This is a genomic window from Kitasatospora sp. MBT66, from assembly GCF_000710405.2.
GTDB classification, from domain to species: Bacteria; Actinomycetota; Actinomycetes; order Streptomycetales; family Streptomycetaceae; genus Kitasatospora; species Kitasatospora purpeofusca.
In genome coordinates this window covers 43,680-67,533 of sequence record NZ_JAIY01000012.1, presented here as the reverse complement: position 1 = coordinate 67,533, position 23,854 = coordinate 43,680, and the positions used below count along the sequence as shown (strand labels likewise).

20 protein-coding genes and 1 pseudogene are annotated in these 23,854 nt (G+C 74.6%); 7 read left to right on the top strand and 14 right to left on the bottom strand.

Annotation, left to right across the window (positions count from 1 at the left end):
• The 3 genes from BI06_RS32710 to BI06_RS32700 form a co-directional block, all read left to right on the top strand.
• Nucleotides 1–452, top strand: a 452-nt coding sequence (locus BI06_RS32710; RefSeq protein ID WP_043474398.1) for an ATP-binding cassette domain-containing protein, incomplete at its 5' end; no start/stop codon positions are given.
• On the top strand, nt 449–1,714 hold the full coding sequence (locus tag BI06_RS32705) for a sugar ABC transporter permease (RefSeq protein WP_030394802.1): 1,266 nt from the start codon (nt 449–451) through the stop codon (nt 1,712–1,714). The genes BI06_RS32710 and BI06_RS32705, both read left to right, overlap by 4 nt.
• Before the next feature lie 189 nt (nt 1,715–1,903).
• Nucleotides 1,904–2,164: a hypothetical protein gene (locus BI06_RS32700; RefSeq protein ID WP_206743645.1), complete on the top strand. Its 261-nt coding sequence runs from the start codon at nt 1,904–1,906 to the stop codon at nt 2,162–2,164.
• A gap of 161 nt (nt 2,165–2,325) precedes the next feature.
• On the opposite strand, the gene murQ is transcribed toward BI06_RS32700, so the two are convergent.
• The 5 genes from murQ to BI06_RS32675 form a co-directional block, all read right to left on the bottom strand.
• The gene (gene murQ, locus BI06_RS32695) at nt 2,326–3,240 is read right to left on the bottom strand and encodes an N-acetylmuramic acid 6-phosphate etherase (protein WP_043474395.1); all 915 of its coding nucleotides are present in this window, start codon (nt 3,238–3,240) and stop codon (nt 2,326–2,328) included.
• A 548-nt stretch (nt 3,241–3,788) separates the two neighbouring features.
• The gene (locus BI06_RS32690) at nt 3,789–4,478 is read right to left on the bottom strand and encodes a DUF6445 family protein (protein ID WP_030394806.1); all 690 of its coding nucleotides are present in this window, start codon (nt 4,476–4,478) and stop codon (nt 3,789–3,791) included.
• Between the two features lie 98 nt (nt 4,479–4,576).
• Nucleotides 4,577–6,109, bottom strand: coding sequence for a PHB depolymerase family esterase (locus BI06_RS32685; RefSeq protein WP_043474392.1), 1,533 nt, complete (start codon nt 6,107–6,109; stop codon nt 4,577–4,579).
• Nucleotides 6,110–6,258: 149 nt separating this feature from the next.
• A complete protein-coding gene (locus tag BI06_RS32680; protein ID WP_030394808.1) occupies nt 6,259–7,272 on the bottom strand; it encodes a YdcF family protein in 1,014 nt (337 codons plus the stop codon).
• Nucleotides 7,269–8,663: an MFS transporter gene (locus tag BI06_RS32675; RefSeq protein ID WP_063795068.1), complete on the bottom strand. Its 1,395-nt coding sequence runs from the start codon at nt 8,661–8,663 to the stop codon at nt 7,269–7,271. The genes BI06_RS32680 and BI06_RS32675 overlap by 4 nt, the downstream gene beginning before the upstream one ends.
• An 89-nt stretch (nt 8,664–8,752) precedes the next feature.
• Between BI06_RS32675 and BI06_RS32670 the strand changes: the two are divergent.
• A pseudogene (locus BI06_RS32670) lies at nt 8,753–9,265 on the top strand (MarR family winged helix-turn-helix transcriptional regulator); the annotation flags it as partial.
• Nucleotides 9,266–9,455: 190 nt separating this feature from the next.
• Here the strand turns inward: BI06_RS32670 and BI06_RS32665 are convergent.
• Together BI06_RS32665 and BI06_RS32660 are read right to left on the bottom strand one after the other, a co-directional pair.
• Nucleotides 9,456–11,072: an alpha/beta fold hydrolase gene (locus BI06_RS32665; RefSeq protein ID WP_030394811.1), complete on the bottom strand. Its 1,617-nt coding sequence runs from the start codon at nt 11,070–11,072 to the stop codon at nt 9,456–9,458.
• Between the two features lie 192 nt (nt 11,073–11,264).
• Nucleotides 11,265–11,948, bottom strand: coding sequence for a TetR/AcrR family transcriptional regulator (locus tag BI06_RS32660; RefSeq protein ID WP_051742439.1), 684 nt, complete (start codon nt 11,946–11,948; stop codon nt 11,265–11,267).
• 175 nt (nt 11,949–12,123) lie between these two features.
• On the opposite strand from BI06_RS32660, the gene BI06_RS32655 reads away from it, so the two are divergent.
• Nucleotides 12,124–13,680: an MFS transporter gene (locus BI06_RS32655; protein ID WP_082558850.1), complete on the top strand. Its 1,557-nt coding sequence runs from the start codon at nt 12,124–12,126 to the stop codon at nt 13,678–13,680.
• A 58-nt stretch (nt 13,681–13,738) separates the two neighbouring features.
• Here the strand turns inward: BI06_RS32655 and BI06_RS32650 are convergent, their stop codons facing one another.
• From BI06_RS32650 to BI06_RS32630, 5 genes are all read right to left on the bottom strand, one after another.
• Nucleotides 13,739–14,521: a hypothetical protein gene (locus BI06_RS32650; protein ID WP_051742437.1), complete on the bottom strand. Its 783-nt coding sequence runs from the start codon at nt 14,519–14,521 to the stop codon at nt 13,739–13,741.
• A gap of 10 nt (nt 14,522–14,531) precedes the next feature.
• The gene (locus BI06_RS32645) at nt 14,532–15,659 is read right to left on the bottom strand and encodes a substrate-binding domain-containing protein (protein ID WP_051742435.1); all 1,128 of its coding nucleotides are present in this window, start codon (nt 15,657–15,659) and stop codon (nt 14,532–14,534) included.
• Nucleotides 15,656–16,882, bottom strand: a complete 1,227-nt coding sequence (locus BI06_RS32640) for a hypothetical protein (RefSeq protein ID WP_233290385.1) — start codon at nt 16,880–16,882, stop codon at nt 15,656–15,658. Before BI06_RS32640 ends, BI06_RS32645 begins: the two co-directional genes overlap by 4 nt.
• A 110-nt stretch (nt 16,883–16,992) precedes the next feature.
• The gene (locus BI06_RS32635; RefSeq protein WP_043474387.1) at nt 16,993–17,811 is read right to left on the bottom strand and encodes a 1-acyl-sn-glycerol-3-phosphate acyltransferase; all 819 of its coding nucleotides are present in this window, start codon (nt 17,809–17,811) and stop codon (nt 16,993–16,995) included.
• Nucleotides 17,808–18,722: a GNAT family N-acetyltransferase gene (locus tag BI06_RS32630; RefSeq protein WP_078880122.1), complete on the bottom strand. Its 915-nt coding sequence runs from the start codon at nt 18,720–18,722 to the stop codon at nt 17,808–17,810. Before BI06_RS32630 ends, BI06_RS32635 begins: the two co-directional genes overlap by 4 nt.
• A gap of 278 nt (nt 18,723–19,000) precedes the next feature.
• Between BI06_RS32630 and BI06_RS32625 the strand changes: the two genes are divergently transcribed.
• Nucleotides 19,001–19,417, top strand: a complete 417-nt coding sequence (locus tag BI06_RS32625; RefSeq protein WP_149030558.1) for a hypothetical protein — start codon at nt 19,001–19,003, stop codon at nt 19,415–19,417.
• Between the two features lie 66 nt (nt 19,418–19,483).
• Here BI06_RS32625 and BI06_RS32620 read toward each other — a convergent pair whose 3' ends face one another.
• The gene (locus BI06_RS32620) at nt 19,484–20,863 is read right to left on the bottom strand and encodes a serine hydrolase (protein WP_043474383.1); all 1,380 of its coding nucleotides are present in this window, start codon (nt 20,861–20,863) and stop codon (nt 19,484–19,486) included.
• Nucleotides 20,864–21,074: 211 nt separating this feature from the next.
• Between BI06_RS32620 and BI06_RS32615 the strand changes: the two genes are divergently transcribed.
• Nucleotides 21,075–22,388 carry a YhgE/Pip domain-containing protein gene (locus BI06_RS32615; protein WP_030394820.1) on the top strand — a complete coding sequence of 438 codons (1,314 nt, stop codon included), beginning with the start codon at nt 21,075–21,077 and terminating at the stop codon, nt 22,386–22,388.
• Nucleotides 22,389–22,439: 51 nt separating this feature from the next.
• Here BI06_RS32615 and BI06_RS32610 read toward each other — a convergent pair whose 3' ends face one another.
• Nucleotides 22,440–23,792 (bottom strand): M1 family metallopeptidase, encoded by a 1,353-nt coding sequence (locus BI06_RS32610; protein WP_082558849.1) that lies wholly within the window; start codon nt 23,790–23,792, stop codon nt 22,440–22,442.
• Nucleotides 23,793–23,854: the final 62 nt, after the last annotated feature.

Below are 23,854 nucleotides of genomic sequence, written 5' to 3'. Positions count from 1 at the left end.
GCCGCGGCACCCTGGACGAGGTCGCCATGGAGCGGCGCGCCAAGGAACTCCTGGACACCCTGTCGATCCGCATCCCGAGCGTGCGGATCCCGATCGCCGCCCTCTCCGGCGGCCAGCGCCAGGTGGTCGCCATCGCCCGCGCCCTGGTCGGCGACCCCCGGATCGTCATCCTCGACGAACCGACCGCCGCCCTCGGCGTCGAGCAGACCGCGCAGGTCCTGGACCTCGTCGAGCGGCTGCGCCAGCGCGGCCTCGGCGTCATCCTGATCAGCCACAACATGGCGGACGTCCGCGCGGTCGCCGACACCGTCGCCGTGCTGCGGCTCGGCCGCAACAACGGCGCCTTCCCGGTCGCCGGGACCACGTCCGAGGAGATCATCTCCGCCATCACCGGCGCCACCGACAATGCCGTCACCCGGCGCCAGGCACGCATCGCGGAGGAAGCGAAGTGAGCACCAGCCAGACCACCCCCGCCGCCGACACCCCGGCCCCGGCCGCCGACCCCCGGCTGCTGGTCCGCCAGGGCGGCGTCGCCGGCTACGCGGACGAGTTCCGCCGCAAGATCCGCAGCGGCGAACTCGGGGCGCTGCCCGTCGTCCTGGGCCTGATCCTGATCGCGATCATCTTCCAGAGCGTCACCGGCCACTTCCTCCAGGCCGACAACCTGACCAACATCACCAAGTGGATCGCCGGCTACGGCCTGATCTCGGTCGGTGTCGTCTTCGTCCTGCTGCTCGGCGAGATCGACCTCTCGCTCGGCTCGGTGGCCGGTGCCTGCGCCGCCGTCACCTCCGTGCTCGCGGTGCGCCAGGGCCTGAACGAATGGCTGGCGATCCTCCTCGCCCTGCTCACCGCCGGTGCGATGGGCGCCCTGCACGGCTTCTTCTTCGCCCGGATCGGCGTCCCCGCGTTCGTCGTCACCCTGGCCGGCATGCTCGCCTGGAGCGGCCTCCAGGACTACGTGCTCGGCAAGCTCGGCACCGTCAACAACATCAACGACGGCGTCGTCGCCCACTTGGACAACTACTTCCTCGGTGACGGCGACATCCTCTTCGCCTGGCTGCTCGCCGTCCTCGCCGTCGCCGGGTACGGCGCCGCCCAGGTGCTCACCGCCCGCCGCCGCACCGCCGCCGGCCTGCCGGCCAGGGCGGTCGGCGAGATCGCGCTGCGCACCGGCGCCCTGGCCGTGGTCGCCCTGGTCTCCGCCTGGACGCTCAACCAGGACAGCGGTCTGCCGCTGCCCCTGGTGGTGCTGGTCGGCGTGGTCGCGCTCACCGACTTCGTGCTCCGCCGCACCTCCTACGGCCGGCAGATCTTCGCGGTCGGCGGCGGCATCGAGGCGGCCCGCCGGGCCGGCATCAACGTGGCCCGGGTCCGGATCTCGGTCTTCATGATCTCCGCCATGCTGGCCGGCCTCGGCGGCCTGTTCATCGCCTCCCAGCAGGGTTCGGCGGACAAGCTGCTCGGCAGCGGCAACGTGCTGATGAGCGCGATCGCCGCCGCCGTCATCGGCGGGACCAGCCTCTTCGGCGGCCGGGGCAGCACGTGGTCGGCGCTGCTCGGCATGCTGGTGATCCAGTCGATCACCACCGGACTGGACATGGTGCACGCGGCCCAGGCCATCCAGTACATGATCACCGGCGCGGTGCTGCTGGGCGCGGTGGTGCTCGACTCGGTCTCCCGGCGCACCCAGAAGTCCGCCGGCCGGGGCTGAGCCCGGCCGCGCGCCCCGTACGGCCCGGTCCCCACCCCCACGGGGACCGGGCCTCCGGCGTGCCCGGGCCCGCCGCAGACCTACCGCTCGGGACGTTCGTCCCTGCCGCCCGGCCCGTCCCGACCCGCACCCTGGACTGCGGGCCCGCCGACCCGTGAACTCAGGCGGCCCCGACGAACCCGGGACCCCGTGAGTGAGGACGTACCGCCGCCCATGCCCGCCGAGACGATCGTGCACCGTCTGGTCGACGCCTTCTTCACCCACTGCCAGGAGTGCGGCGAACCCCGTGACAGCAACTGCCACCCCCGCGCCCACTGGCGCCTCTACCTCGACCTCGACGCGGAGACCCTGACCCGGATCCGCCACTGGGCGCTCGACCCGGACAGCCCCGTCGGCACCGAGACCGAGCGCACCGTGCTGCTGCACTGGCTGGACGCCCAGGGGGCCTGAACGGACCGGTTCGGGCCTCCCGGACGGGCGCGGCTCAGCGGCACCTCGATGACCGATCGAGGTGCCGATCGCCGTTCCCGGACCAAGGATTGCGAGGCTTCCACTCCGGGATCGCCCGCGAGAGCGGGACGGGGGCGGCGCCGGAGGCGCGGCCGGCCCGGTCAGTCGGTGGCTTCCCGTGCCAGCTCCAGCGCCTCGCGCAGGCGGCCGTCCGTCGCGGTGAGGAGGCGGGCGGCGGCCGGGGCGTCCACCCCGGCGAGGACGACCAGGACGGCGGCCTTCGCCTCGCCGCCGGTGGCCGTCAGCGCGCGGCTCGCCGTCTCCTCGTCGGCGCCGGTGATGTCGACCACGATCCGCCGTGCCCGCTCGCGGAGCTTGGCGTTGCCGGCCCGGACGTCGACCATCAGGTTCCCGTAGGTCCGGCCGAGGCGGACCATGACCGCCGTCGAGATCAGGTTCAGCACCAGTTTCTGCGCCGTGCCCGCCTTGAGCCGGGTCGACCCGGCCAGGACCTCGGGGCCGGTCTCCACCTCGATCGCCAGCTCGGCGGCCGCGGCCAGCGGTGACCCGGCCGCCCCCGCCAGCCCCACGCCCAGGGCCCCGGCCCGGCGCGCGTGGCGGACCGCCGCCACCGTGTACGGCGTGCGTCCGGAGGCGGAGACGCCGACCACCGTGTCCTCGGGCGTCAGCGCGAGCGCGGCCAGGTCGGCCGCCGCCAGCTCCGGGCGGTCCTCCGCCCCCTCCACCGCGCGCACCAGCGCCGCCGGTCCGCCCGCGATCAGCCCGACCACCTGCCCGGGGTCGGTGCCGAAGGTCGGCGGGCACTCGCTCGCGTCCAGCACTCCCAGCCGCCCGGCCGTCCCGGCGCCCGCGTAGACCAGCCGCCCGCCCCGCGCCATCCGCGCGGCGACGGCGTCCACCACGACGGCGATCCTCGGCAGCTCCCGGGCCACCGCGCCGGCCACCGTGCCGTCCTCGGCGTTCAGCAGCCGCAGCAGCTCGGCCGTGCCCAGCCGGTCGATCCCGGCCCACTCCGGTCGCGCCGTCTCGGTGGCCGGCCGGTCGGTGTTCTCCATACGCTGCCCCTCCCCGCGCGGACCCGCCGCCAACCGGAGCTGCCGCCGCCCGGGCGCGGGCGTCGCCGGTCGGGTGCCATGGGGAGGGCCGGATGGTTCACTGCTGGTCGGTGTTCGGGCGGTCCCGGTCGGCGGGGCGGTTGCCCCGGGACGGTGTCCCGGTCGGAGTGAGAGCACCGGTGACATCCGCGTCGCCCTGAGCGGCGACGGGGGATCCGCCGCCACCCAGTGCTCCAAGGCCGGGGAGCTCGCGACCGGGGCCGTGCCCGGGGTCGGGCTGTTCCTGAGCGCCCGGCGGGGTGGAGCGGACCGTCTGCACGGCGACCCTGCCGGACGAGCCGGCGGGCGACTACCGGGCCACCGTCCGCCGCGGTGACGGGCCGGCGGTGGCCACGGCGAAGATCGACCCGGGGGACCGCGGCGGCCCGTGCTGAGCGGTCCCCACGGATGCCCGTGGTGGTGCGGACGCCGCCCCTCGCTCCCCGAGGGGAGCGAGGGGCGGCGTTCCGCTGCCGGGGCGCGGGTGGGGCCGTCCTCCGACCGGGGTGTCAGGCCATCCAGAAGAAGACGGCGGTCATCCGCCGCTCCTCCAGGGTCAGGCCGTGGTAGGAGGTCGCGCTGTGGATCAGGTTGGCGTGGTAGACCAGCAGGCGGTTGTAGCGGTTGGGGACGCGGACGTCCTCGGTGAAGGCGTCGGCCGGGACGCGGCGGGTGCCGAGCGCCTCGACCAGGTTGTTGTGCGGGGCGGTGACCAGGTTGCCGCCGAGCCGGCCGCCGGGGAACTGCTGGCGGTAGAAGCCCGTGCCGGCGTCCTTCGGCGCGCCGGGGCTGAGGTAGAGGACGGCCGCGAAGCGGCACAGCGCCCGGGAGTCGGTGTGCGGACGCGACTCCGACTCGGCGGTGCCCACCAGTTGGATGCAGTTGTGGTTCAGGGTGCCGCCGCCCGGGGTGCTCTGCACCCAGAGCCGCGACGCCCCGGTGGCCTTGCGGACGAGCGCCTCCACCCGGGCCAGCTCGTCGGGTTCGAGGCCGGGCATGGTGCGCAGTCCGGGCCAGGATTCCGGTCGGTAGGGGTAGCCCTCGGTCCAGTCGTTGCGGTCGAGGCAGCGGCGGCGGACGGCGTCCGGGTCCGGCAGGACGTCGTCGAACACCCAGTAGTCGCGGCCGGGTGTCGGCTTGCGGTACGGCAGCACCGGCAGCGTGGCGGTCCGTCCGGGGCCGGGGGGCAGTGGAGGCATGGGCCGACCATAGGAGCGAGGTCCCCCAACTTTCTGCCGTGAGCAGGTCAACCTTTCGTCAAGGTGCTGGTCGGTGGTGGCAGGCGGAGGTGTCCCGCTCAGCAGGAGCCGTCGGCGAGCACGTAGTAGCCGGGGCCGGTCCGGCGCAGGGTGTGGACGGTGAAGGTGTTCCACAGCCCCATCGCCTGTCCGGAGCCGAGCGCGTACACCAGACCGCCGGTCAGTGTCGCGCGCCCGGCCGCCACCTGGTGGTAGTTGTCGGTGGTCCAGCACGCGGCCGGTCCGCCCGGTGTGGTGACGGTGACGGTGGTGGAGCGGGCGCCCGTGGTGCCGTCGGCGGCGACCGCGGCCACCGCGTAGGCGTAGGCCGTACCGGCGCTCAGACCGCCGTCGGTCCACGCGGTGCCGGTGGGGTCCGCGACCGGCGCGCCGTCCCGGAAGACCCGGTAGGAGACGGCCCCGGTGACGGGCTGCCAGCCGAGCGCGACGGTGTCGCCCCCGGTCGCGGTGGCGGTCAGACCGCTGGGCGCGGGCAGTCCGGGGACCGTCGGCCCGCCGCTGTCCAGGCCCCAGAAGAGCGCGGTGTGGTAGCCGGAGCAGATCGCGTCCAGGAAGTACGCGCCGGTGGACCCGCACCTGTCGGTTCCCGGGCCCGGGGCGACGGCCAGCCCGTGCCCCATGCCCGCGATCGAGTACAGCGCGACGGCGGGCCGCCCGCCCGCGTCGTCGTAGCGGGTCTCGGTGGTGCCGCCGGGCAGGCTCCGGGTGCCGGAGGGGGTCTGGCCGATCCCCCACACCTCCGTCCACTGGTCGCGCAGTTCGGTGGCGTTGACCGGTCGGACGGTGGTGTCCGTGGTGCCCTGCCAGATCGCCACCCGGGGCCACGGCCCGGGGTGGCCGGGGTCGGCGCGGCGGACCTTCTCCGCCCACTGGGCGGGGGTGAGCCGCTGGTCGTCGTTCTGGCAGGACGAGGCAGCGGACAGGGCGGCGGCGCAGTGCGCGGGCGGACCGGCGTCGACGGCCCCGCCGGCGAACACGTCCGGATAGTCGGCCAGCAGGTCGGCGGCCATCCCGCCCCCGGCGGACAGGCCGGTGACGAACACCCGGCCGCGGTCCGTGCCGAACAGCGCCCCGGCCCTGGTGACCATCTGGAGCACGGAGGCCGCCTCGCCGACGCCCCGGGAGTTCTGCGCGGCGTCGAACCAGCGGAAGCAGGAGAGCGGGTTGTTGGCGGCGCCGGTCTGCGGGAAGACCACGGCGAAGCCGTACCGGTCGGCCAGTTCGGGCCAGCCGGAGTGCCGGTAGTAGTCGTCGGCGGTCTGGGTGCAGCCGTGCAGGGCGACCACCAGAGGCGCGCCGCCGGGCAGCCCGGCCGGGGCGTAGGTGTACATCGCGAGGTTGCCGGGGTTGCTGCCGAACCCGGTGACCTGCTGGAAGGTGCCGGCCGCTGCGGTGGGTACGGGCGCGGGTCCGGCGCTCGCGGGCGTCGACGTGCCGGGGAGCAGCAGCGCCGCCGCGGTGAGCAGGGCGACGAGGGCGGCGCGGCCGGCGCGGCCCGCCCGGTGGATGCGGCGGTCGGTCGGTGGAGCGGCGGGTGGAGCGGTGGGTGCAGCGGTGGGGGACACGGCCATCGGGGACTCCGGGGTGGGGGAGGAGTACGGACCTTGCCGTGCAGGGTGCCGCGCCCGCCCCCGGGCCGCCATGTGGCGGGCGGCCGTCCTGCGAGGACCGGTCGTGGGTGGCGCCGCCATGGCGGCGCCACCCACGGACCGAGGTGCGGTCAGGCGCCGGGGCTCAGCGCCGCGGCGACGAGGCCGCACACGGCGACGAAGCCGCAGATCCCGAAGTTGACCAGCTTGTGGGACAGGAAGACGGCGGCGAACTCGCGGATCGTCGCGCTCGGCCAGTAGTACCGGGCGGTGGGGGAGCCGCAGACCTGACCGTTGACCCCGGTCGTGCGGGCGGTCAGCGCGGCCCGGAAGGCGTGGAAGTTGTTGGTGACGATCACACAGCGGTAGTCGGGCTTCGCCCCCTCCATGATCTCCTTGCTGAAGAGAAGGTTCTCCTCGGTGGTCCGGGAACGGTCCTCGCGCGTCAGGTGCTCGGCGGGGAAGCCGCGTTCGAGCAGGTAGTCCGCCATGGCGTGGGACTCCGGCAGCTTCTCGTCCGGTCCCTGGCCGCCCGAGGTGATCAGCACCGGCGGGTTGCCCCGCGCCGTCTGCGTCTCGTACAGCGCGCGGCCGCGGTGGAGCCGGCTGGCGAGCAGCGGCGGCACCCGGTCGCCGCCGACCAGCCCGGAGCCCAGGACCACCACGAAGTCCACGTCCCCGCGCGGCAGGTGGCGCTGGTAGAGGAAGGCGTAGCCGACGAAGCAGACGAAGAGGAAGGCCACGTAGCCGACCACCAGGAGCGCCGTGGCGGCGAGGACGGCGAGGCGCGGGGAGTCGGTGACGACGGCCGCTCCGAGCAGACCGATCAGCGCGAGGATGCCGAGGCCGGCGAGCAGCGAGAGCAGGTTCGCCGGCCGCCGGCCCTCCTTGCGGATCATCGTCACTCCGTTGGAGAGGAGGAACCAGACCAGGGCCACCGTGCCGACCGTCGGCAGCAGGGCGATGACGGCCACCGTCAGCTCGGCCACCAGGGTCGGCGCCCGGCGCACCTCCGCGATCAGCGCCAGGGCCAGCAGGGAGACCCCGATGCCGAGCAGTACGGCGTTGCTGAACTTGCGTCGGTCGCGCAGGACTCCGATTCCGCAGAGGAGGAAGAAGAAGGCCGCTGGGGCATAGGCGATCATCTCCGTATCGTAGGGTCCCGCCGAGCGGCCCCGACCGTGGCCTCCTGAGTCGCGGAGGACGCCCCGGTGACCTCGGGGCCGACCGCCCCCGGGCCCTTGTCCAAGGAGCGTCGGCCGTCCGTGAGGTCGCGGGTCGGACCGTTCGTCAGGCCGCTCGCCGGACCCTCCGTCAGGTCGTGTGCGTCCGTGGTGCGCCCGACCCGGCGGACGCCCGGGACGAGGGCCGCCCCGCCGCAGGCCAGCGTGACCAGGGCGGCCGTGACCAGCAGCGGCCCGGTGCTCCCCCAGGCGTCGGCGGCCAGCGGTGCGAGCGTGTACCCCAGCGGGGCGGCGGCGAGCGACAGCAGCCAGTCGTAGGAGGTGACCCGGGCCAGCACCTGCGGCGGGAACTCCTGCTGCACCACGGTCTGCCACACCGGGTTGAGGAAGCCCAGCCCGGTCATCGCCAGGGCGTACGAGGCGACGGTGACCGGTGCGGGCGCCGTCACCGCCAGGGCGACCAGCGGCAGGGCGTACAGGGCGAGGCCGAGGGAGGCGACCAGCAGCGGACGCCTTGGCCGGTACCGGCCGGCGAGCAGCGAACCGGCCAGCACACCGAAGGCGGCGGCCTGGGTCATCGCGATCCACACGCCCTCCCCGCCCATCCGCCGGGAGGCGATCAGCGGCCCGAGGGTGAGCAGGACGGCGGCGGCGCCGTTCCACACGGCATGGCCGATCAGGCTGGTCCAGTACCAGTCGCGCGAGCGCACCTCGCTCCAGCCCCGGAGCAGGTCGGCGCGCAGCGACCTGCGCTCGGCAGGGGTGTGCTGCACCTTCAGCCGCGTCAGCAGCGCCGCGCTGACCAGGAAGGAGGCGCCGTCCAGCAGGAACGCCCAGCCGGGGCCCGCGGTCAGGACGAGGAGGCCGGCCAGGGCCGGGCCGCCGAGCCGGGCTCCGTTCACGGCCGAGGCCAGCAGGGCGTTGGCGCGCATCCGCTGCGGGCCGTCCACGGCGGCCGCGACCAGTGGACTGGCGGTCGGCATGGCGAACGCCGAGGCGATCCCGCCGACCGCCTCGGCGGCCGCTACGGCGGCCAGGCTGGGCCGGCCGCCGAGAAGTTCGATGCCGACGGCGATCTGGGCGGCGGCCCGGACCAGGTCGGTGACGAGCGCGACCAGCCTGGGGTCGACGCGGTCCCCGACGACGCCGCCCAGCGGGAGCAGCAGCAGGCGCGGGACCATCGCACAGCCCAGGACCAGGGCCAGCGCGGAGGAGGAGCCGGTCGCCCGGGTGACGGCGATGGCGAGCGCGGCGGGGACGACGGCGTCCCCGAGGGTGGAGATCGTCCGGCCGAGGAAGAGCAGCCGGAAGGCGGGCAGGCGCAGCGGGTGCGGGTGGTGGGTCGAAGTCACGGGAGCACTGTATTTCGGTGCCGAAATTTCGTCAACGAAATATTGGGAGCCGAAAAACCCCTGGTCCGGGGCCGCCTAGACTCGGGGGCATGACACCCGCGACGCACCGGACGGCGGCCGACCGCCCCCGTGACTGGACCGACGGCCACGTCGAACGCTGGCGGCCGGTGCTGCCGCACCTGGACCCGGACGTCGAGGGCGCCGTCACCCGGATGAGCAAGCTCACCCGGCACCTCGGCCGGGTCCGCGAGCAGGGTGTGGCCGACTTCGGACTGCAGAAGCACGAGTTCGACACCCTGCACGGGCTGGCCGGCCGCGGCGGCCGGGCCACCCCGTCCGAGCTGCGCGGTGACCTCGGCCTGGCGCCCGCCTCGGTGACCGGGCGTCTGGAAGCACTGGAACGGCGCGGGTTCATCGTCCGCACGCCCTCCAGCGACGACCGCCGCCGGGTGGACGTCGAACTGACCGAGCAGGGCCGACTGGCCTGGGCGCGGGCGCTGGACGTGGTCGGCCGGGAGGAGCACCGGCTGCTCGGTGTGCTCTCCCCGGCCGAGCGCCGCCAGCTCGCCGATCTGCTGCGCCGGGTGCTGCTGGTCGCCGAGGGGCCGCCGCCGGAGCCCGGATCGCTCGCCGGACCGCAGCCCGGTGCCGACCCCCGGCTCGGCCCGGCGGCCGCGGCCTGGACCGACGGCGGTGCCGAGCCGAGGACCGACCCCCCGACGGCCGACTGGCACGGCTAGGGTCAGGGCCAAGGGTCAGGCCCAAGGCCAAGGCCCAAGGCCGACGCCGGGGTCAGCTCCAGGGGCCGACCGTGAGCCGGATCCGGGCGTCGGGGCCGAGGATCGGGCCGGTGGTGGCCGGCAGGGGGATGTTGGCGAGCCAGGCATCGGCCCGCGGGTCCTCGTCGGGCAGTGGCGGGCCGGTCGGGTGGAGGTCCCGGATCGCGCCGACCACCTCGGAGTTCCAGTGCGCCCAGGCCGCCGGACGCGGGGAGTCGGTGTCCACGTCGACGATCAGGGTGTCCGCGAAGTCGGCAGTCTGCTCCAGATGGTCGCCGAAGCCGAAGAACCCGTTGTGCTCCTTGAGTCCGAGCACCCGCAGGTCGAGGGCGAACCGCACCGGTTCGCTCGCGCCCGGCCGTTCGGGGTCCGCGGCCGCGTCCACCGCCGCGCGCTCCGCGTCCTCGCGGGGCGGGAGCAGCTTGCTGGAGAGGAAAGTGGTCGCCAGCTGGACGGCGCCGTCCCTGGTGGCCCGGGCCTGACGGGTGGCCGAGGTGGGGTCGGAGAGCTGGATCGGGCACCAGTGCGGGGCGGCGCGTTCGTGCAGCAGTACCGGCAGTCCGCGGACCTGGAGCCGTACCTCGGCCTGCCAGGTGACGTCCGGGTCGCGGTCGGGGAGTTGCACGTCGACCAGGTCGACCCGGGCCCGGAGGTCGCCGAACAGGAAGCGGCGCAGGTTCTGGTACCCCTCCTCGGAGTTGACCAGTCCGTACCGGCCGCTGTGGCTGCGGTGCGTGAACGCCCGGTTGGCGCCGGTGACCTGGGCGTTCTCGATCTGCACCAGGCCGTCGCTGCGCGGGCCGACGGCCGAGGCCGAGACGCCGTGGGCGACGTCGTAGTCGTCGGAGTCGGTGCCGATCATGCAGAAGATCCGGTCGAGCGGGAACCCGCCCGCGGCCTCCTGGGGTGTCCCGCTGCCGTCGTCGTCCGGCATGTCGACGGCCCGCCAGCCCTCCGGCGGCCCGTCCGGATCGGGGTCCGGCGTCAGGTACTGGTACATCCGGTCGGGTCCGAAGATGTCGGAGCCGTTGAAGTCGAAGGTGTCGCGCAGGGCTTCGGGGATGCCGAAGCCGACGGCGAAGGTGATGCCGCCGTGCGGCGTGCCGTAGGTGAACAGTTTCGACACGTAGTCGGTGGCGCGCTTCCCCTTGCGCTGCTCGGGGATGACCTTCTGGAGCAGGCAGCGGCAGATCAGTCCGCCCATCGAGTGGGCGACCAGGTGGACCTGCGGTGCGCCGGTGCGCTCCTGGAGGTCCTCGATCAGGCGGAGGAGGTCCTCGGCGGCGTGCTCCAGGCTGAATGCCTCGGGTTCGGCGCCCCAGGTGCCGGAGCAGCGGTCGTAGAAGCGGTGGATCCAGATGCTGTCGGGGCGGATGTCCTTGGGGTGGTTCGCCAGATAGGCCTCCTGGCCGCCCTCGACGAAGACGCGGTAGCCCTCGTCGGTGAGCAGGCGTACTAACGGGCTTTCGAACTGGTAGAAGACGGGGGAGTCCTGGCGCCCGACGCGGATGTGCGTCGAGCCTTCGTTGAATCCGTAGAACGGATCCGTCACGGCCTTCTCGATCCCGGGGGTGCCACCGGCGTATCCCCGGACATAGACGATCGGGAGTCTGGAGGACGGCGTACTCATGGCCGGCCTGCCCTCTCGGCGGCCGGTACCGGCCGGCACCGGCCGACCCATTGACGTGGGAGCTTCTTCCTCCCAGTGTCGGCCCGCCGGGCGGCCCTGTCACCCCCCGTGTGCGGAACGTTGATGGGTCGTCACTGCCCGTTCCGGTCGGCCGGTCGCGCGGACGGTCGCGCGGACGGTCGCGCGCACGGCTCAGCGGCGGTCCGGCGGCAGCAGCGCGGCGAGTCCGTCGAGGATGCGCTCGAGGCCGAAGCCGAACCGGGCGTCCAGGTCGGGGCCGGTGAGGTCGTCGGCCATCGCGACGAGGTTGGGGAACTCCGCGACGGGCAGCGCGCGGAAGCGTTCGGCGGCGGCGTCGGCCACCTCGCGCCGACCGGCGCCCGCGGTCTCGGCGGCTGCCATCGGGGACTGCTCCTGGAGGACGAAGCCCTGGACGTACGCGCCGAGCAGGTAGGAGATCATCGCGCTGTCGGCGGGGGAGAAGCCCGCCTCCCGCAGCCGGTCGAGCTGGTCCTCCATCAGCCGCAGCAGGTGCGGACCCGGGGCGAGCCGGCCCGCGACCACCTTGGCCGCGTCCCGCCGGCCCAGCAGATGGGCGCGGTAGCGCCGGCAGTAGCCGCGCAGCTGGGTGCGCCAGTCGCCGGAACGCGGCGGGGCCTCGGCGTCGGCCATCAGCGCGTCGTTCAGGAGGTCGAGCAGTTCCTCCTTGTTGCGGACGTGCCAGTACAGCGAGGCGGCCTTGACCCCGACCTCGGCGGCGACCTTGCGCATCGACAGGCCGGCCAGGCCCTCGCGCTCAAGTACCCGCAGGGCTGCTTGGGCGAGGGCGTCGCGGGTGAGTCCGGGCTGGGTGGCGTCGTCCTCGTCGGCCGGCATGAGGTCCTCGCTGTTCGTCGGGCGGGTCGGGCGGGTCGGGCCGCGGGCCCCGGGCCCCGGGCCGGGACGGGCCGGTATTCCACTTGCAATCTAACACCGTTAGGTGCACGCTGTCCCCCGTCGAACTGCCCCTAACGCCGTTAGGGGCCCTGGAGGCAATCGAGAGGAACGCCCGATGGGGGAGAGCGGGGCGCCGGACGTCCGGCGCCGCCAGCGGCTCGCGCTGGCGACGCTGTGCACCACCATGTTCATGTCCATGCTGGACAACGTCATCGTCAACAACGCCCTGCCGCGCATCGGCCAGGACCTCGACGCGGGCATCACCGGCCTCCAGTGGGTCGCCGAGGGCTACAGCCTGGTCTTCGCCGCCCTGCTGCTCACCGGCGGCGCGCTCGGCGACCGGTACGGCCGCACCGTCGTGTTCCGGCTCGGCCTGGCGCTGTTCACGCTGGGATCGGCCGCCGGGGCCCTGGCCGGAACGGTCGGGACCCTGGTCGCCGCCCGGATGCTCCAGGGCGTCGGCGCCGCGCTGCTCACCCCCGGCAGCCTCGCCATCCTGAGGCACGTGTTCACCGACGAACGGGAACGCACCCGCGCCATCGGCCGCTGGTCCGGCGTCTCCGCGCTCGGCCTCTCGGTCGGCCCGGTGGTCGGCGGCCCGATGGTTGAGGCCTTCGGCTGGGCGAGCGTCTTCTGGATCAACGTCCCGATCGGCGTCGCCGCACTCGTCCTGTCGGCCCGGGTCCTGCCGGTCGTCCCGGGCCGGGCCCGGCGGATCGACCTCGGCGGCCTGGTGCTCTCGGCGCTCGGCCTCGGCGCGGCCGTCCACACCCTGGTCGAGGGCCCGGACCGCGGCTGGACCGACGGCCGGGTGCTCACCACGGCGGCGCTCGCGGTGCTGCTGCTGACGGCGTTCCTGCTGCTGGAACTGCGGATCGCCGAGCCGATGCTCGACCTCCGGCTGTTCCGCGACGGCGTGCTCGGCGGCGCGCTGCTGGGCGGATTCGCGGTGAGCTTCGGAATGTTCGGCGCGCTGTTCTTCCTGCCGCTGCTGATGCAGGGCGTCCTGGACTGGTCCCCGACCGCCGCCGGCCTCGCCGGGCTGCCGATGACGGCCATGATCGTCGTCGCGGGTCCGGTCTCGGCGCGGCTGACCGGCCGGTACGGGCCCCGGATCCCGCTGGTCCTCGGCATCGCCCTGTGCGCGTTCGGCCTCGCCGGCCTGTCCCGGTACGGCGAGAACGCCCACTACGCCGAGTACCTGTGGACGCTCTTCGTGCTCGGCCTGGGGATGGGGATGACCTTCACCCCGGTCTCGATCGCCGTCCTCCAGCGGGTCGCCCCGGAGCGGATCGGCACCGCCTCGGCGACCGTCAACACCCTGCGCGAGCTCGGCGGCGTGCTCGGCATCGCCGTCCTCGGCGCCGTCCTGACCCACCGCCTGGCCGACTCCCTGTCCGGCCTCGGCCTACCGCCCGAGACCCTGACCGCCGCCACCGCGCCGGGCGCGGGCACCGCCGCGCTGCCCGGACCGGTCCGGTCGGCCGTCGAGGCCGCCTTCACCGACGGCATCCAGCTCGCCCTGCGCTGCGGCTCCGCCGCCCTGGCCCTGGCCGCCGTCCTGGTCGCCCTGCTGCTGCGCCGTGCCGCGACCCGACCGGAGGGGCCGCAGGGCCCGGCCGTCGCAGCCCGACCCCGCCCGGAGGTCCCGGCCGGCGCCCGCCCGGAGTGAGCGGCGCCCGCCCGGGACGAGCGGCGCGCCGCCGACGGCGCATCGCCACCCCGGGCGGTCAGCGGAAGACCGCGATCGCGTGGACCTCCAGTACCGCCTCGGCGGCGTCCCAGCCGTGGACCGTGCCGAGGCAGTACCCCGCGCGGGTCTGGGCGCCGGCCTCGGAGTCGCTCAGCCCCGGCCGGGTGCAGGTCACCCGCACCCGCCCCGTCCGGGAGAGGTCGCCGGGCGGGGCGTACCGGGCCATGAAGACCAGGTCGCCCTCGGTGGCGCCGGGCGCGGCCTCGACGGCCTGGAACTTCCCCCGGAGCAGCACATAGGCCTCCGCCTGGGAGAGCCGGACGCCCGGCGGTCGCGGCCCGGACTCCTCGACCGCGTCGAGGGACCGCGCCAGCGCGCGGTTCTTCCGGACGGTACCGGTCAGCAGATTGGCGTGGATGATGCCGTCCCGGTCGTCGAGCGCCTTGATGATGACGCCGATCACGTCGATCGGGGCATCGCTCCGCACGTACCTGCTGATCCGCTCCTCCGCGGCCTCCGTGCCGATGCCGACCGTCGTGCCGGGCAGCTCGCCGCCGAAGTGCAGGTTGCGGGTGATCCGTTGTTCGACCTCCTGGGTCAGGGCCGCGGTGTAGCGGCCCATCCGGTAGATGTCCATGACGGCCTTGTCGTCCAGGTGGACGCACGCCTTGGTGGTGACGTCCACACCGGCGGGCGGCCGGTTGCGGCGCAGCTCCCGCCCGGCGATGGCGAGGAGCGCGACCAGGCACCCGAACGCCACCAGCCAGGCGGTGAGTTCGAGCCGGTGGACGCCCCAGGAGTGCTCGTCGAGGATGGTCACTGGTCCCCTTTCACGAGGTCCGGGAGGGTGCCGGGGATCGGGACGGCCCGGTGGCGGTCGCCGGGATGTCGGCCTCGTACTGGGCGAGGAGCCGCTGGACGACCTCGGGCCGGTCGGGGAAGTAGAGGGCGTTGCCGATCGGCCGCTCCAGCCGCGGGTCCCGGGCGACGGTCGGGTCGACCGGGCGGCGCAGCGTGAGCTGCATGATCTTCTTCTGTGCGGCGGGTGCGAGCAGCCAGGCGAGCACCCGGTCGTAGGCGGCGCGCTTCGCCGGGTCGAGCAGCAGCAGCGGGTAGTCGGACAGCACGATGCCGTCCTGCGGGTAGACGAGGTCCAGCGGTTCGCGCAGCCGCCCGTCCCCGCCGAGGGCGAGCAGGTCCGACTCGTAGGCGATCACCGCGTCGGTGTCGTCCTGGTGGGCGAGGTAGCTGTCGACCAGGACGTGGCTGGACGGCGCGGAGAGGGTCCGGCCGGCCAGGAAGCCGCGGACCCGGTCCTGGGCGACGTCCTCGGGGCGCAGCGCCTCACCGGTTCCGGCACCGGCGGTCGCCACGGCGACCAGGGCGGCGAGGCCGCTGTGGGCGACGGTCGGGTCGGTCATGGCGTAGCGCAGCTGCCCGCGCTCGGCCGCGCCGGCGATGTCGGCCCAGGACGGCGGCCGTTCGCCGCGGCCGTGCCACAGGCGCTCCGCGGTGCTCCGCTTCACCCCGAGGACCAGGGGCGACATCATGGTGCGGGTCGAGGGCGGGGCGCCGGTCCCGCCGGCCGCCTTGAGGTTGAGCCGCAGCCAGCGGTCGGAGGAGAGCCAGGCGAGGTCGTGCCGGTCGGTCCGGCCGGAGCCGAGGAGGTTGCTCGCGCTCACGGTGCCGCCGTAATCCATCCGCAGGGTGATCCCGGTGGCGCGGCGCAGTTCGTCCAGGACCGGCCGCAGGTCGGTCAGTTCGGCGCTGGCCAGCACGGTCAGGGTGGTGCGGGCGGGTGCGTCCGAACCGCAGGCGGCCAGCGGTCCCGCGGAGCAGAGGAGCAGGAGCAGGGCCAGCAGTGCCCGGGCGTGCAGCCGGGCGTGCGGCCGGGCGTGCGGCCGGTCGCGACCGGCGCGCTCCCGGCGGCGGTGGCGCCACCGGGCGGGCCGGTTCACGGTGTCGCTCCCGGGGCGGGAGTTTCGGGGCCGGTCGGGCAGTCGCCGACCTCGCGCACCATCCGGTTCAGGACCTCCTGGCTCGGCATGACGGTCCTGGTGTCGTCGGTCCGGGTGTCCGGTACCGGGATGCCGCGGTCGCCCAGGTACTTCTTGAACTCGCCGGAGTCCGTGTCGTCGCCGATGGTGCGGAAGCCGAGCGCCACGGCGCGCTCCCGCAGGCGCCGGTCGCGGATGAGCAGGTCACCGAGCCGGTCCGCCTCGGGGCGGAGCGAGACGAACTGCGGCTGGGTGATGAACTGGAAGGTCGGGTAGAGCAGGACGCGCGAGGTGTCGAGTTCCTTCCTGGTGTCGTGGAAGTGGGCCTGGTAGGCGAGGTACTGGTGCTCGTAGACGACCACCACGGGGGCGATGCCGCGTCCCTCGGGGCTGGAGTACGGGCCGAACACGTCCACGCCGGGCATGCCCTGCGCCGAGAGCAGGGGCTTGATCCGGGCGGCGAGTTCGTCGGCGCCCGCGTCCTCGGGGACCTGGCCCCCGTTCCTGGTGAAGGCGACCTGGGCCAGGAAGGTCTCGGCCGAGTTCGACTGGCAGATGTGGGAGGTCTGGGCGACCACCACGTTCCCGTTGGTGGTGCCGTGGCGCTGGATGTCGAGATCGTTCCACGTCCGGTGCTCCTCCCCCTTGGTCAGGAAGGCGGCGAGGTCGAGGCTGTAGTACAGCGGTTCGTCGCCGCGGTCGGGGCGGTACTGCGGGGTGGCGATCCCCTTGTTCTCCAGCGTCCGGGCGTAGTCCCGGTAGGTCGCGAGCACGAGCGGACTGACGAACGGGTTGTAGGTCTTGGAGTAGCCGTTGTCCCGTTTCAGGCGGGCGATGATGTCGTTGGCGGCCGGCCGGCCGGAGGGGAAGAGGAAGGAGAGCCGGGAGTAGTCGCCGTGGACCAGCTCCTGCGATCCGGCAACGGTGACGTGGACCCGGATGCGGTGGCGCAGCAGCAGCCGCTGGACCTCCGGGTCGTCGAAGAAGTCCCCCTTGGAGCCCGTGCGGCCCTCCAGGACGAGGATCCGGTCGAAGGGCAGCAGCAGGTTTCCGGACAGCGCCAGGGAGGTGGTGCAGCCGAGGAGGAGCGCCAGCAGCGTGGCGACGGTAGCGACGAACCGCGGGCGCCTGCGCACGATCGAGCGCTGCCGTCTGATCGCCAGTCTCGGTTCTTCAACTGTCATTCCCTCATGCATGACTGACACTGTGTCAGGGGCTGCGCCGGGCGGGCGGCCGAAGACCGGAGTTCACCGGATGGTTGCCCCGCGGTTCTGTCGGCCGCCGGCGCCGGGGCTCAGCCGATCCCCTCCACCGAGCTCTGGGCGGCGTGGGCGAGTTCCTTCCGCGCCGCCCAGCGGCGGGCCGGGTCGGCCGCCGGAGCCGGGACGGGCGGGCGGAAGCTCAGTTCGGCCACCAGGCCGCGCACGGCGACCACCCGGGCCAGCGAGGTGACCAGGTCGTCCTCGCCGACGAAGGCGGGGGCGCTGGTGGCGTGCCCGTCGGCCAGCCGGTAGCGGATCGAGACGGGCTGGACGGCGGCGCCGGAGCGGACGGCGGCCTCGAAGAAGGCCGGGCGGAACCGCCCGCTCTCCCGGCCGCACCAGGTGGACCCCTCCGGGAACACGATCACCGGGTGGCCGGCCCGCAGCCGGTCGGCCACCTCACCGACGGCCGCCGGCAGGGCCCGCAGCCGGTCGCGGTCCAGGAACACGGCCCCGCCCCAGGCGACCAGTCGCCCCAGCACCGGCCAGTCCCGGATCTCGGTCTTGGCGACCGAACGGCCGGGCCGGACGGCGGCGATCAGCGGGATGTCCAGCCAGGAGACGTGGTTGGCCACCAGCAGCACCCCGCCCCGGGCGGCCGGGGCCGGACCGGGCACGATCCGCACCGCGACGCCCAGCGCGCCGAGCAGCCCGCGCGCCCAGAACCGGGTCAGCGCGCCGCGCGGGCCGTGCGGCAGCAGCCGCACCGGCGGGATCAGCGCCAGCCCCGCCACGAGCAGCACCAGGAAGCCCGCCAGCCGCAGCACTCGGCGGGGGAGGGCGACGGTCGGCGCCGGGTCGGTCAGACAGGCCTCCGGGGTGCAGGAGGCCGTCGGCAGCCAGACGCTCATGAGGCCGGCCCCTCGTCCACCGGTCCCGCCTCCGCCGCGCCCGCCGCCTCGGGGGCCGTGCCCGCGCCCGGGGCCGCCGCCGCGCCCACGCCGCCGACGCCGGACAGGAAGTGCCGCAGGTAGCGCGGGTCGGTGCGCTCCAGCGACAGCAGGACGTACAGGTCGGCGCAGTCGAAGTCCGGGTCGTGCGCCGGCGCGCCGCAGACCCAGGCGCCCAACCGGAGGTAGCCGCGGAGCAGGGCCGGCAGCGGTGCCCGGTCGGCCCGGGTCACGCCGGTGGCGTCCCAGGGGCGGTGCGGGGCGACCCGGTACTGCTCGGGGGCGAGGTGCTTGGCGGCGACGGTGTCCCAGACCCGGGCGGCGGTGGCGCCGCCGTCCTCCAGGGAGATCGAGCAGCAGCCGCCCACCCAGGTGTTGCCGGTGTCGGCGAGGTAGCGGGCGATGCCGCCCCACATGAGGTTGATGACGGCGCCGTTGCCCCGGTGCTCGGCGGCGATGCAGGAGCGGCCGAGCTCGACCAGCCCGGGCCGCAGCGGCGCGAGGTTGCCGAGGTCGAACTCGCCGTCCGAGTAGAGCCGGCCGGCCCGGCGGGCGGCCTCGGGGCGCAGCAGCCGGTAGGTGCCGACGACGGCGCCGTCCTCGCCCTCGCGGACGAGCAGGTGGTCGCAGAAGTCGTCGAACGGGTCGACGTCCAGCCCCGGGACGGTGCTCCGCAGGGTGGCGCCGAGCTCGTCGGCGAAGACCTGGTGGCGCAGCCGCTGGGCGGCGCGGACGTCGGCCTCGTCGCGGGCCAGCGAGACGGTGTAGACGGCGGAGGCGGAGCCGGACGCGGCGGCCGGGCGCGCGGCGGGCACCGGGGTGGCCCGGGTGGGGGTGACTGCGGTCGGAGTGTACGTGGGGACGGTGGTCATGGCAGACCCTCCAGGGCAGCACGGACGACGGCGGCCACGGCGTTCCGTGGCAGCGGCCCGGGTCGGACCCGTACAGTCGGATCCGCGAACCGGCACCCGTATGTCTCTCCAAGTCCGCTGGCATCCACGTTGCCGTTCGGCGGAGCGCAGATGTGCACCTGCTGAATGCGACCACCCGACGTGTGCGGGACACCTGTTGGGCACCGCGGCGCCGCCCTATCCTCCGCTGCATGGGGTGGAATCCGGGGGCGGGACTCTGGCGGACCTTTGCCAGCGACATGACAGACGTATTGGTGTGCCAGGCGGCGGCGACGGGCGGACTCACCGTCGTGTACGTACTGGCGCGGGCGGTGGGGCTGGCGCCCTCGCCGTGGTGGTGCCTGGTGGTGGCGATGGCCGTCGCCCTGCACCTGGTCGGCGAGCGCTGCTGGGAGGACGACCGGCGGCCGAGGGCGGCGCTGGTGGCGCTGGCCGTGGCACTGGCGGTCGCGATGGCGCCGTACCTGGTGCTGGGCGCGACCCTGGGGTGGGCCGAGGCGCAGGCGGCGGACACCTACGCCTCGGGCGCGATGGCGGGCGGGCTGCTGCTCGCCGGGTACGTGGCGCGCGCCGTGCACGCGCTGCGCAGCGGCGGGTACCCGCCGCGCCCCGCCGTCGTCCCCACCCCGGCGCCGGGCGCGGGCGGGGGCGGTTAGGAGGGCGGAGACTGTCCGGCGGGCGCGGCGGGCGCAGCGGAGCTCGAACGGTGGGGAGGGCGGGGCTCAGTACACCCGCCACCCCTGCGGGTCGACGCCGCCCGGGACGGCCCCGGCGGGCCCGTACGGCTCGCGGGTGAACACGAAGGAGCCGATGTCCAGATGGCTCACCGAGCCGTCGTCGGCCCGCACCACCCGCAGCGTCTCGCCCGCGTAGTAGTCGTCCAGGCCGGTCCAGGTGCCGTCCGCCTCGGCCCGGAAGCGCCCGGCCCGGCCGGCCCGGCCGAGCACCGACAGCTCCAGCCCCCGGTCCGCCGTGAGTCGCAGGCTGTGCGGCGCGGCGCCCCAGTACCAGGGGCCGGTCAGGGCCAGCAGCTGCTCGTCGAACTCGGCCAGCGGGCGCCAGGGCTCGGGGATCCGCGGCTCGTGCTGCGCGGTGAGCGCCAGCAGCTCGGCGGCGACGTGCGCGGTGCGCGGGCCGCTGGTGGAGTTGGCGAAGACGATCGCGGCCAGGCCGTCCGTCTCGCTCACCCACAGCCCGGCGGTGAAGCCCGGCATCGAGCCGGAGTGCCCGTGCAGGATCCGGCCGTCGTGCTGGACCAGCTGGAGGCCGAGGCTGTACGTCTCGCTCCAGTCGCCGGGCTCGGGGGCGACGGCGGGGCGGCGCATCTCGGCCACGGTGTCGGCGGACAGCACCTGCTCGTGGCCGGAGGCCAGGAAGGCGGCCCACTTGGCGAGGTCGGCGACGGTGGACCAGAGCTGGCCCGCCGGGGCCATCAGGCCGGTGTCGGTGAGCGGCTCGGGCAGCAGCACATCGGCCCACGGGTGGACGGCGAAGCCGCCCGCGTGCGGGTGCTCGGGCAGCAGCCCGGTGCGGTCCATGCCGAGCGGCGCCAGGACCTCGCGGCGCAGCACCTCGCCCCAGGGCTCGCCGCGCAGGCGCTCGACCAGTGCGCCGAGCAGCGCGTAGGTGGGGTTGGAGTAGTGGTGGACCCGCCCGGCCGGGTGCCGCAGCGGCCGCTCAGCCTCCAGGATGTCGGCGAGGTCGGGGCGCAGCGCGCCGTCGGTCCGCTCCCACCAGGGGCCCGGGGTCTCGGAGGCGAGGCCGGCCGAGTGCGAGAGCAGCTGGGCGACGGTGGCGCCGTCGGCGGGCGTGCCCGGCAGGTGGCGCCCCAGCGGGTCGGCGAGGTCGAGCAGGCCCTCGTCCCGCAGTCGCAGCACGAGCACGGCGACGAAGGTCTTGGTGATCGAGCCGATCCGGTACTGGACGTCGGTGGTCGGCGCGTGGCCGTCGACCATGCTGCGGGCGCCGCTCCAGACCAGCCGCCCGTCCCGGAGCACACCGGCGACCATCGAGGGGGTGCGGCCCTCGGACTGGGCGACGGCCAGGCGGTGCAGCAGCGCGCGGCGGGTGGTGGGGAGCAGTTCGTCGGACAGGTCGGTCATCTGGTCCTCTGCGACGGTTTCGGGGGATTCAGGGGATTCGGCCCGCGGTGCCATGGCGCCGCCGCCTCAACCTAGTTCGATCACGTTCGGTCCTCCACCCATTTTCGCGCGGACCGTACGGGCGCCCGGGTGACCCGGCGGCGTGGCACCACGACCCGTCCGGGCCCGGCTCCTAGGGTCCGTCTGACCGCCGACCACCTTACGGAGCGTCATGCCCTCCCAGCCCGAGCCGACCCTGCCCGAGCCGCGCCGGCCCGAACCGCCCGCCGGCGTCAAGGCGCGCCGGGTGCTCCGCAACCCCCGGATCTGGGTGGTCCCCGGCGTCCTGGTCGGCCTGCTCAGCCTGCTGATGTCGCTGCTCTACCTCGGCGGCATCCTCGACCCCCGCGGCGACCTGCACGATCTGCCGATCGCGCTGGTGAACACCGACCGCGGTGCCACCGTCGCCGGACAGCAGCAGAACCTCGGCGAACAGGTCCTCACCGGGATCGCCACCGCCCCCGGCCAGGGCGACGCGGTGGCCTGGCGGCAGCTCGACGAGGCGACGGCGAAGGAGCAGCTGGCCTCCGGCAAGATCTACGGGGCGCTCCAGGTGCCGCCCGAGTTCACCGCCACCGTCGCCGCCCTCGGGGGCGCCAGCGAGCGGCCCGCGCGCCCCACCGTGCTCCAGTACACCAACCCGGGCGTCGGCAGTCTGGGCTCCTCGCTGGCCGCCCAGATCGGCCAGCAGGCCGTCCACCAGGCCTCGCTGGCCCTCGGCGCGAAACTCGCCGCGCTGCCGCAGGCCCGGGGCGCGGGCGACGCGGCCCGGCTGCTGATCGCCGATCCGATCGCCCTCAGCACCACCGTCGGCCACCCGATCGGCAACCGCAGCGGACTCGGGCTGTCCGCGTTCTACTACACCCTGCTGCTCGTGCTGGCGGGCTTCTTCGGCGCCAACATCATCGGCAACGGCGTCGACGTCGCGCTCGGCTACGCGGACAACGAGGTCGGCCCCTGGCGCGCCCGCCACCCGGTGGTGCCGATCAGCCGCACCAGTACCCTCGCCGTCAAGTGCGCGATGTCGGTGGGCCTGTCGCTGCTGACCTCCTCGCTGATCATGCTGGCGGCGGCGGTGATCCTCGACATGGACGCCGACCACCTGCCGCTGCTGTGGATCTTCTCGGTCTGCGCCAGCAGCGCGGTCGGCCTCGGCGTCCAGGCGATCAACGCGGCCTTCGGCGGCCTCGGCCTGCTGATCAGCATGTTCGTCTTCATCGTGCTGGGCCTGCCGTCCTCCGGCGCGACGATCCCGCTGGACGCCCTGCCGTCGTTCTACCGGTTCCTCTCGCTCTTCGAACCGATGCGCCAGCTCACCGACGGCGTGCGGGCGATCCTGTTCTTCGACGCGCAGGCGGACGCCGGCCTCACCCGGGCCTGGGTCTGGATCGCCATCGGCACCGTCGCGGCGCTGCTCTTCGGCTTCGCGATGACCCGCTACTACGACCGCAAGGGCCTGCACCGCACCGTCCCCGAGCTGGCCTGAGCCCGGGGACGGTCGGCGCGGTCACCGTGACGGCGAGGGACCGCGTCGGCCTCAGCCGGCCGGCAGCGGCGGCAGCTCGGGCCGCCACAGCCAGGCGTCGAACAGGCCCTCCAGCGGCGTCCGCGCGTACCGGGCGGCGTGCGCGGTGAAGTCCGCCGTGGTGACCACCCCGTGGCGGTGGAACGCCGCCCAGTCCTTCAGCATCCGGAAGAACGCGGTGTCCCCGAGCGTCAGCCGCAGCGCGTGCACCACCAGACCGCCGCGCTGGTACAGCCGGTCGTCGAACATCAGCTTGCGGCCCGGGTCGGCCAGCCGGAGGTCCTGCGGCAGCCCGGCCAGCAGCCGGTGCGCGTACAGGGCCCGCGCGGCCGCCGTCGGCCCGCCCGAACGCTCCGACCAGAGCCACTCGGCGTACTTGGCCAGCCCCTCGTTCAGCCAGATGTGGCTCCAGTCCCCGATCGAGACGCTGTTGCCGAACCACTGGTGCGCCAGCTCGTGGGCGATCAGCCGCTCCCGGTCCCAGCCGCCGCCCAGGTGGTTGGTGCCGAAGGTCGCCACCCCCTGCGCCTCCACCGGCACGTCCAGCTCCTCGTCGGCGACCACCACCGTGTACTCGCCGAACGGGTACGGGCCGAACACCTCGCCGAAGTAGGCCATCATCCTGGGCTGCCGCCCGAAGTCCGCCGCGAACGCCCCGGCCAGCCGCTCCGGCACGTAACCGGTCTGCGGCACCTCCGGGTGCTCGGCCAGCGGCACCGGCCGGTACGGGCCGATCGAGACCGTCACCAGGTACGTCGAGGTCGGCGCGGACTGCTCGTACACCCAGGTGGTGCTGGACGAGCGGGTGGTGCGGGTCAGCAGCCGGCCGCCCACCACCACGGTGTACGGGGACGGCGTGGTGACCGCTATCTGGTACGTGGCCTTGTCCGCCGGCCGGTCGTTGCACGGGAACCAGGACGGCGCCCCGACCGGCTGGCTCGCCACCAGCGCGCCGTCGGTCAGCTCCTCCCAGCCCAGGCCGCCCCAGGGGCTGCGGACCGGCCGGGGGTTGCCGGTGTAGTGCACCTCCACGGTGAAGGCCGCGCCCGCCGACAGGGCCTTCGCCGGGCGCACCCGCAGCTTGCCCGCCCGGTGCGTGTACCGGGCCGGCTTCCCGTCCACCAGCACCCGGCCGATCCGGAAGTCCGCCAGGTCCAGCGCGAACTCGCTCAGCGCGGTGGAAGCGACGGCGCTCAGCCGGGCCGTACCGCCCAGCCGGTTGGGGCCGGGCCGGTAGTCCAGCGCCAGCTCGTACCGGTGGACCCGGTAGCGGGGATCGCCGCTGCCCGGGAAGTACGGGTCCGGCAGGGCGACGGGCTGCGGGGGCTGCGAGGGCTGCGGGGACTGCGCCGGGCGGTGGTTCACCGGGTCGTACGCTCCTGGAACACGGGGTGGACGGAACAGGGGGTGGACGGGGACGGGGGACG

What these genes read in the sequence shown, in the direction of transcription:
- BI06_RS32665 (WP_030394811.1), bottom strand. Translation starts at nt 11,072, where the DNA reads ATGAGTACGCCGTCCTCCAGACTCCCGATCGTCTATGTCCGGGGATAC.
- BI06_RS32630 (WP_078880122.1), bottom strand. Translation starts at nt 18,722, where the DNA reads ATGACCACCGTCCCCACGTACACTCCGACCGCAGTCACCCCCACCCGG.
- BI06_RS32680 (WP_030394808.1), bottom strand. Translation starts at nt 7,272, where the DNA reads ATGATCGCCTATGCCCCAGCGGCCTTCTTCTTCCTCCTCTGCGGAATC.
- BI06_RS32655 (WP_082558850.1), top strand. Translation starts at nt 12,124, where the DNA reads ATGGGGGAGAGCGGGGCGCCGGACGTCCGGCGCCGCCAGCGGCTCGCG.
- BI06_RS32615 (WP_030394820.1), top strand. Translation starts at nt 21,075, where the DNA reads ATGCCCTCCCAGCCCGAGCCGACCCTGCCCGAGCCGCGCCGGCCCGAA.
- BI06_RS32620 (WP_043474383.1), bottom strand. Translation starts at nt 20,863, where the DNA reads ATGACCGACCTGTCCGACGAACTGCTCCCCACCACCCGCCGCGCGCTG.
- murQ (WP_043474395.1), bottom strand. Translation starts at nt 3,240, where the DNA reads ATGGAGAACACCGACCGGCCGGCCACCGAGACGGCGCGACCGGAGTGG.
- BI06_RS32640 (WP_233290385.1), bottom strand. Translation starts at nt 16,882, where the DNA reads ATGACAGTTGAAGAACCGAGACTGGCGATCAGACGGCAGCGCTCGATC.
- BI06_RS32690 (WP_030394806.1), bottom strand. Translation starts at nt 4,478, where the DNA reads ATGCCTCCACTGCCCCCCGGCCCCGGACGGACCGCCACGCTGCCGGTG.
- BI06_RS32685 (WP_043474392.1), bottom strand. Translation starts at nt 6,109, where the DNA reads ATGGCCGTGTCCCCCACCGCTGCACCCACCGCTCCACCCGCCGCTCCA.
- BI06_RS32660 (WP_051742439.1), bottom strand. Translation starts at nt 11,948, where the DNA reads ATGCCGGCCGACGAGGACGACGCCACCCAGCCCGGACTCACCCGCGAC.
- BI06_RS32625 (WP_149030558.1), top strand. Translation starts at nt 19,001, where the DNA reads ATGACAGACGTATTGGTGTGCCAGGCGGCGGCGACGGGCGGACTCACC.
- BI06_RS32635 (WP_043474387.1), bottom strand. Translation starts at nt 17,811, where the DNA reads ATGAGCGTCTGGCTGCCGACGGCCTCCTGCACCCCGGAGGCCTGTCTG.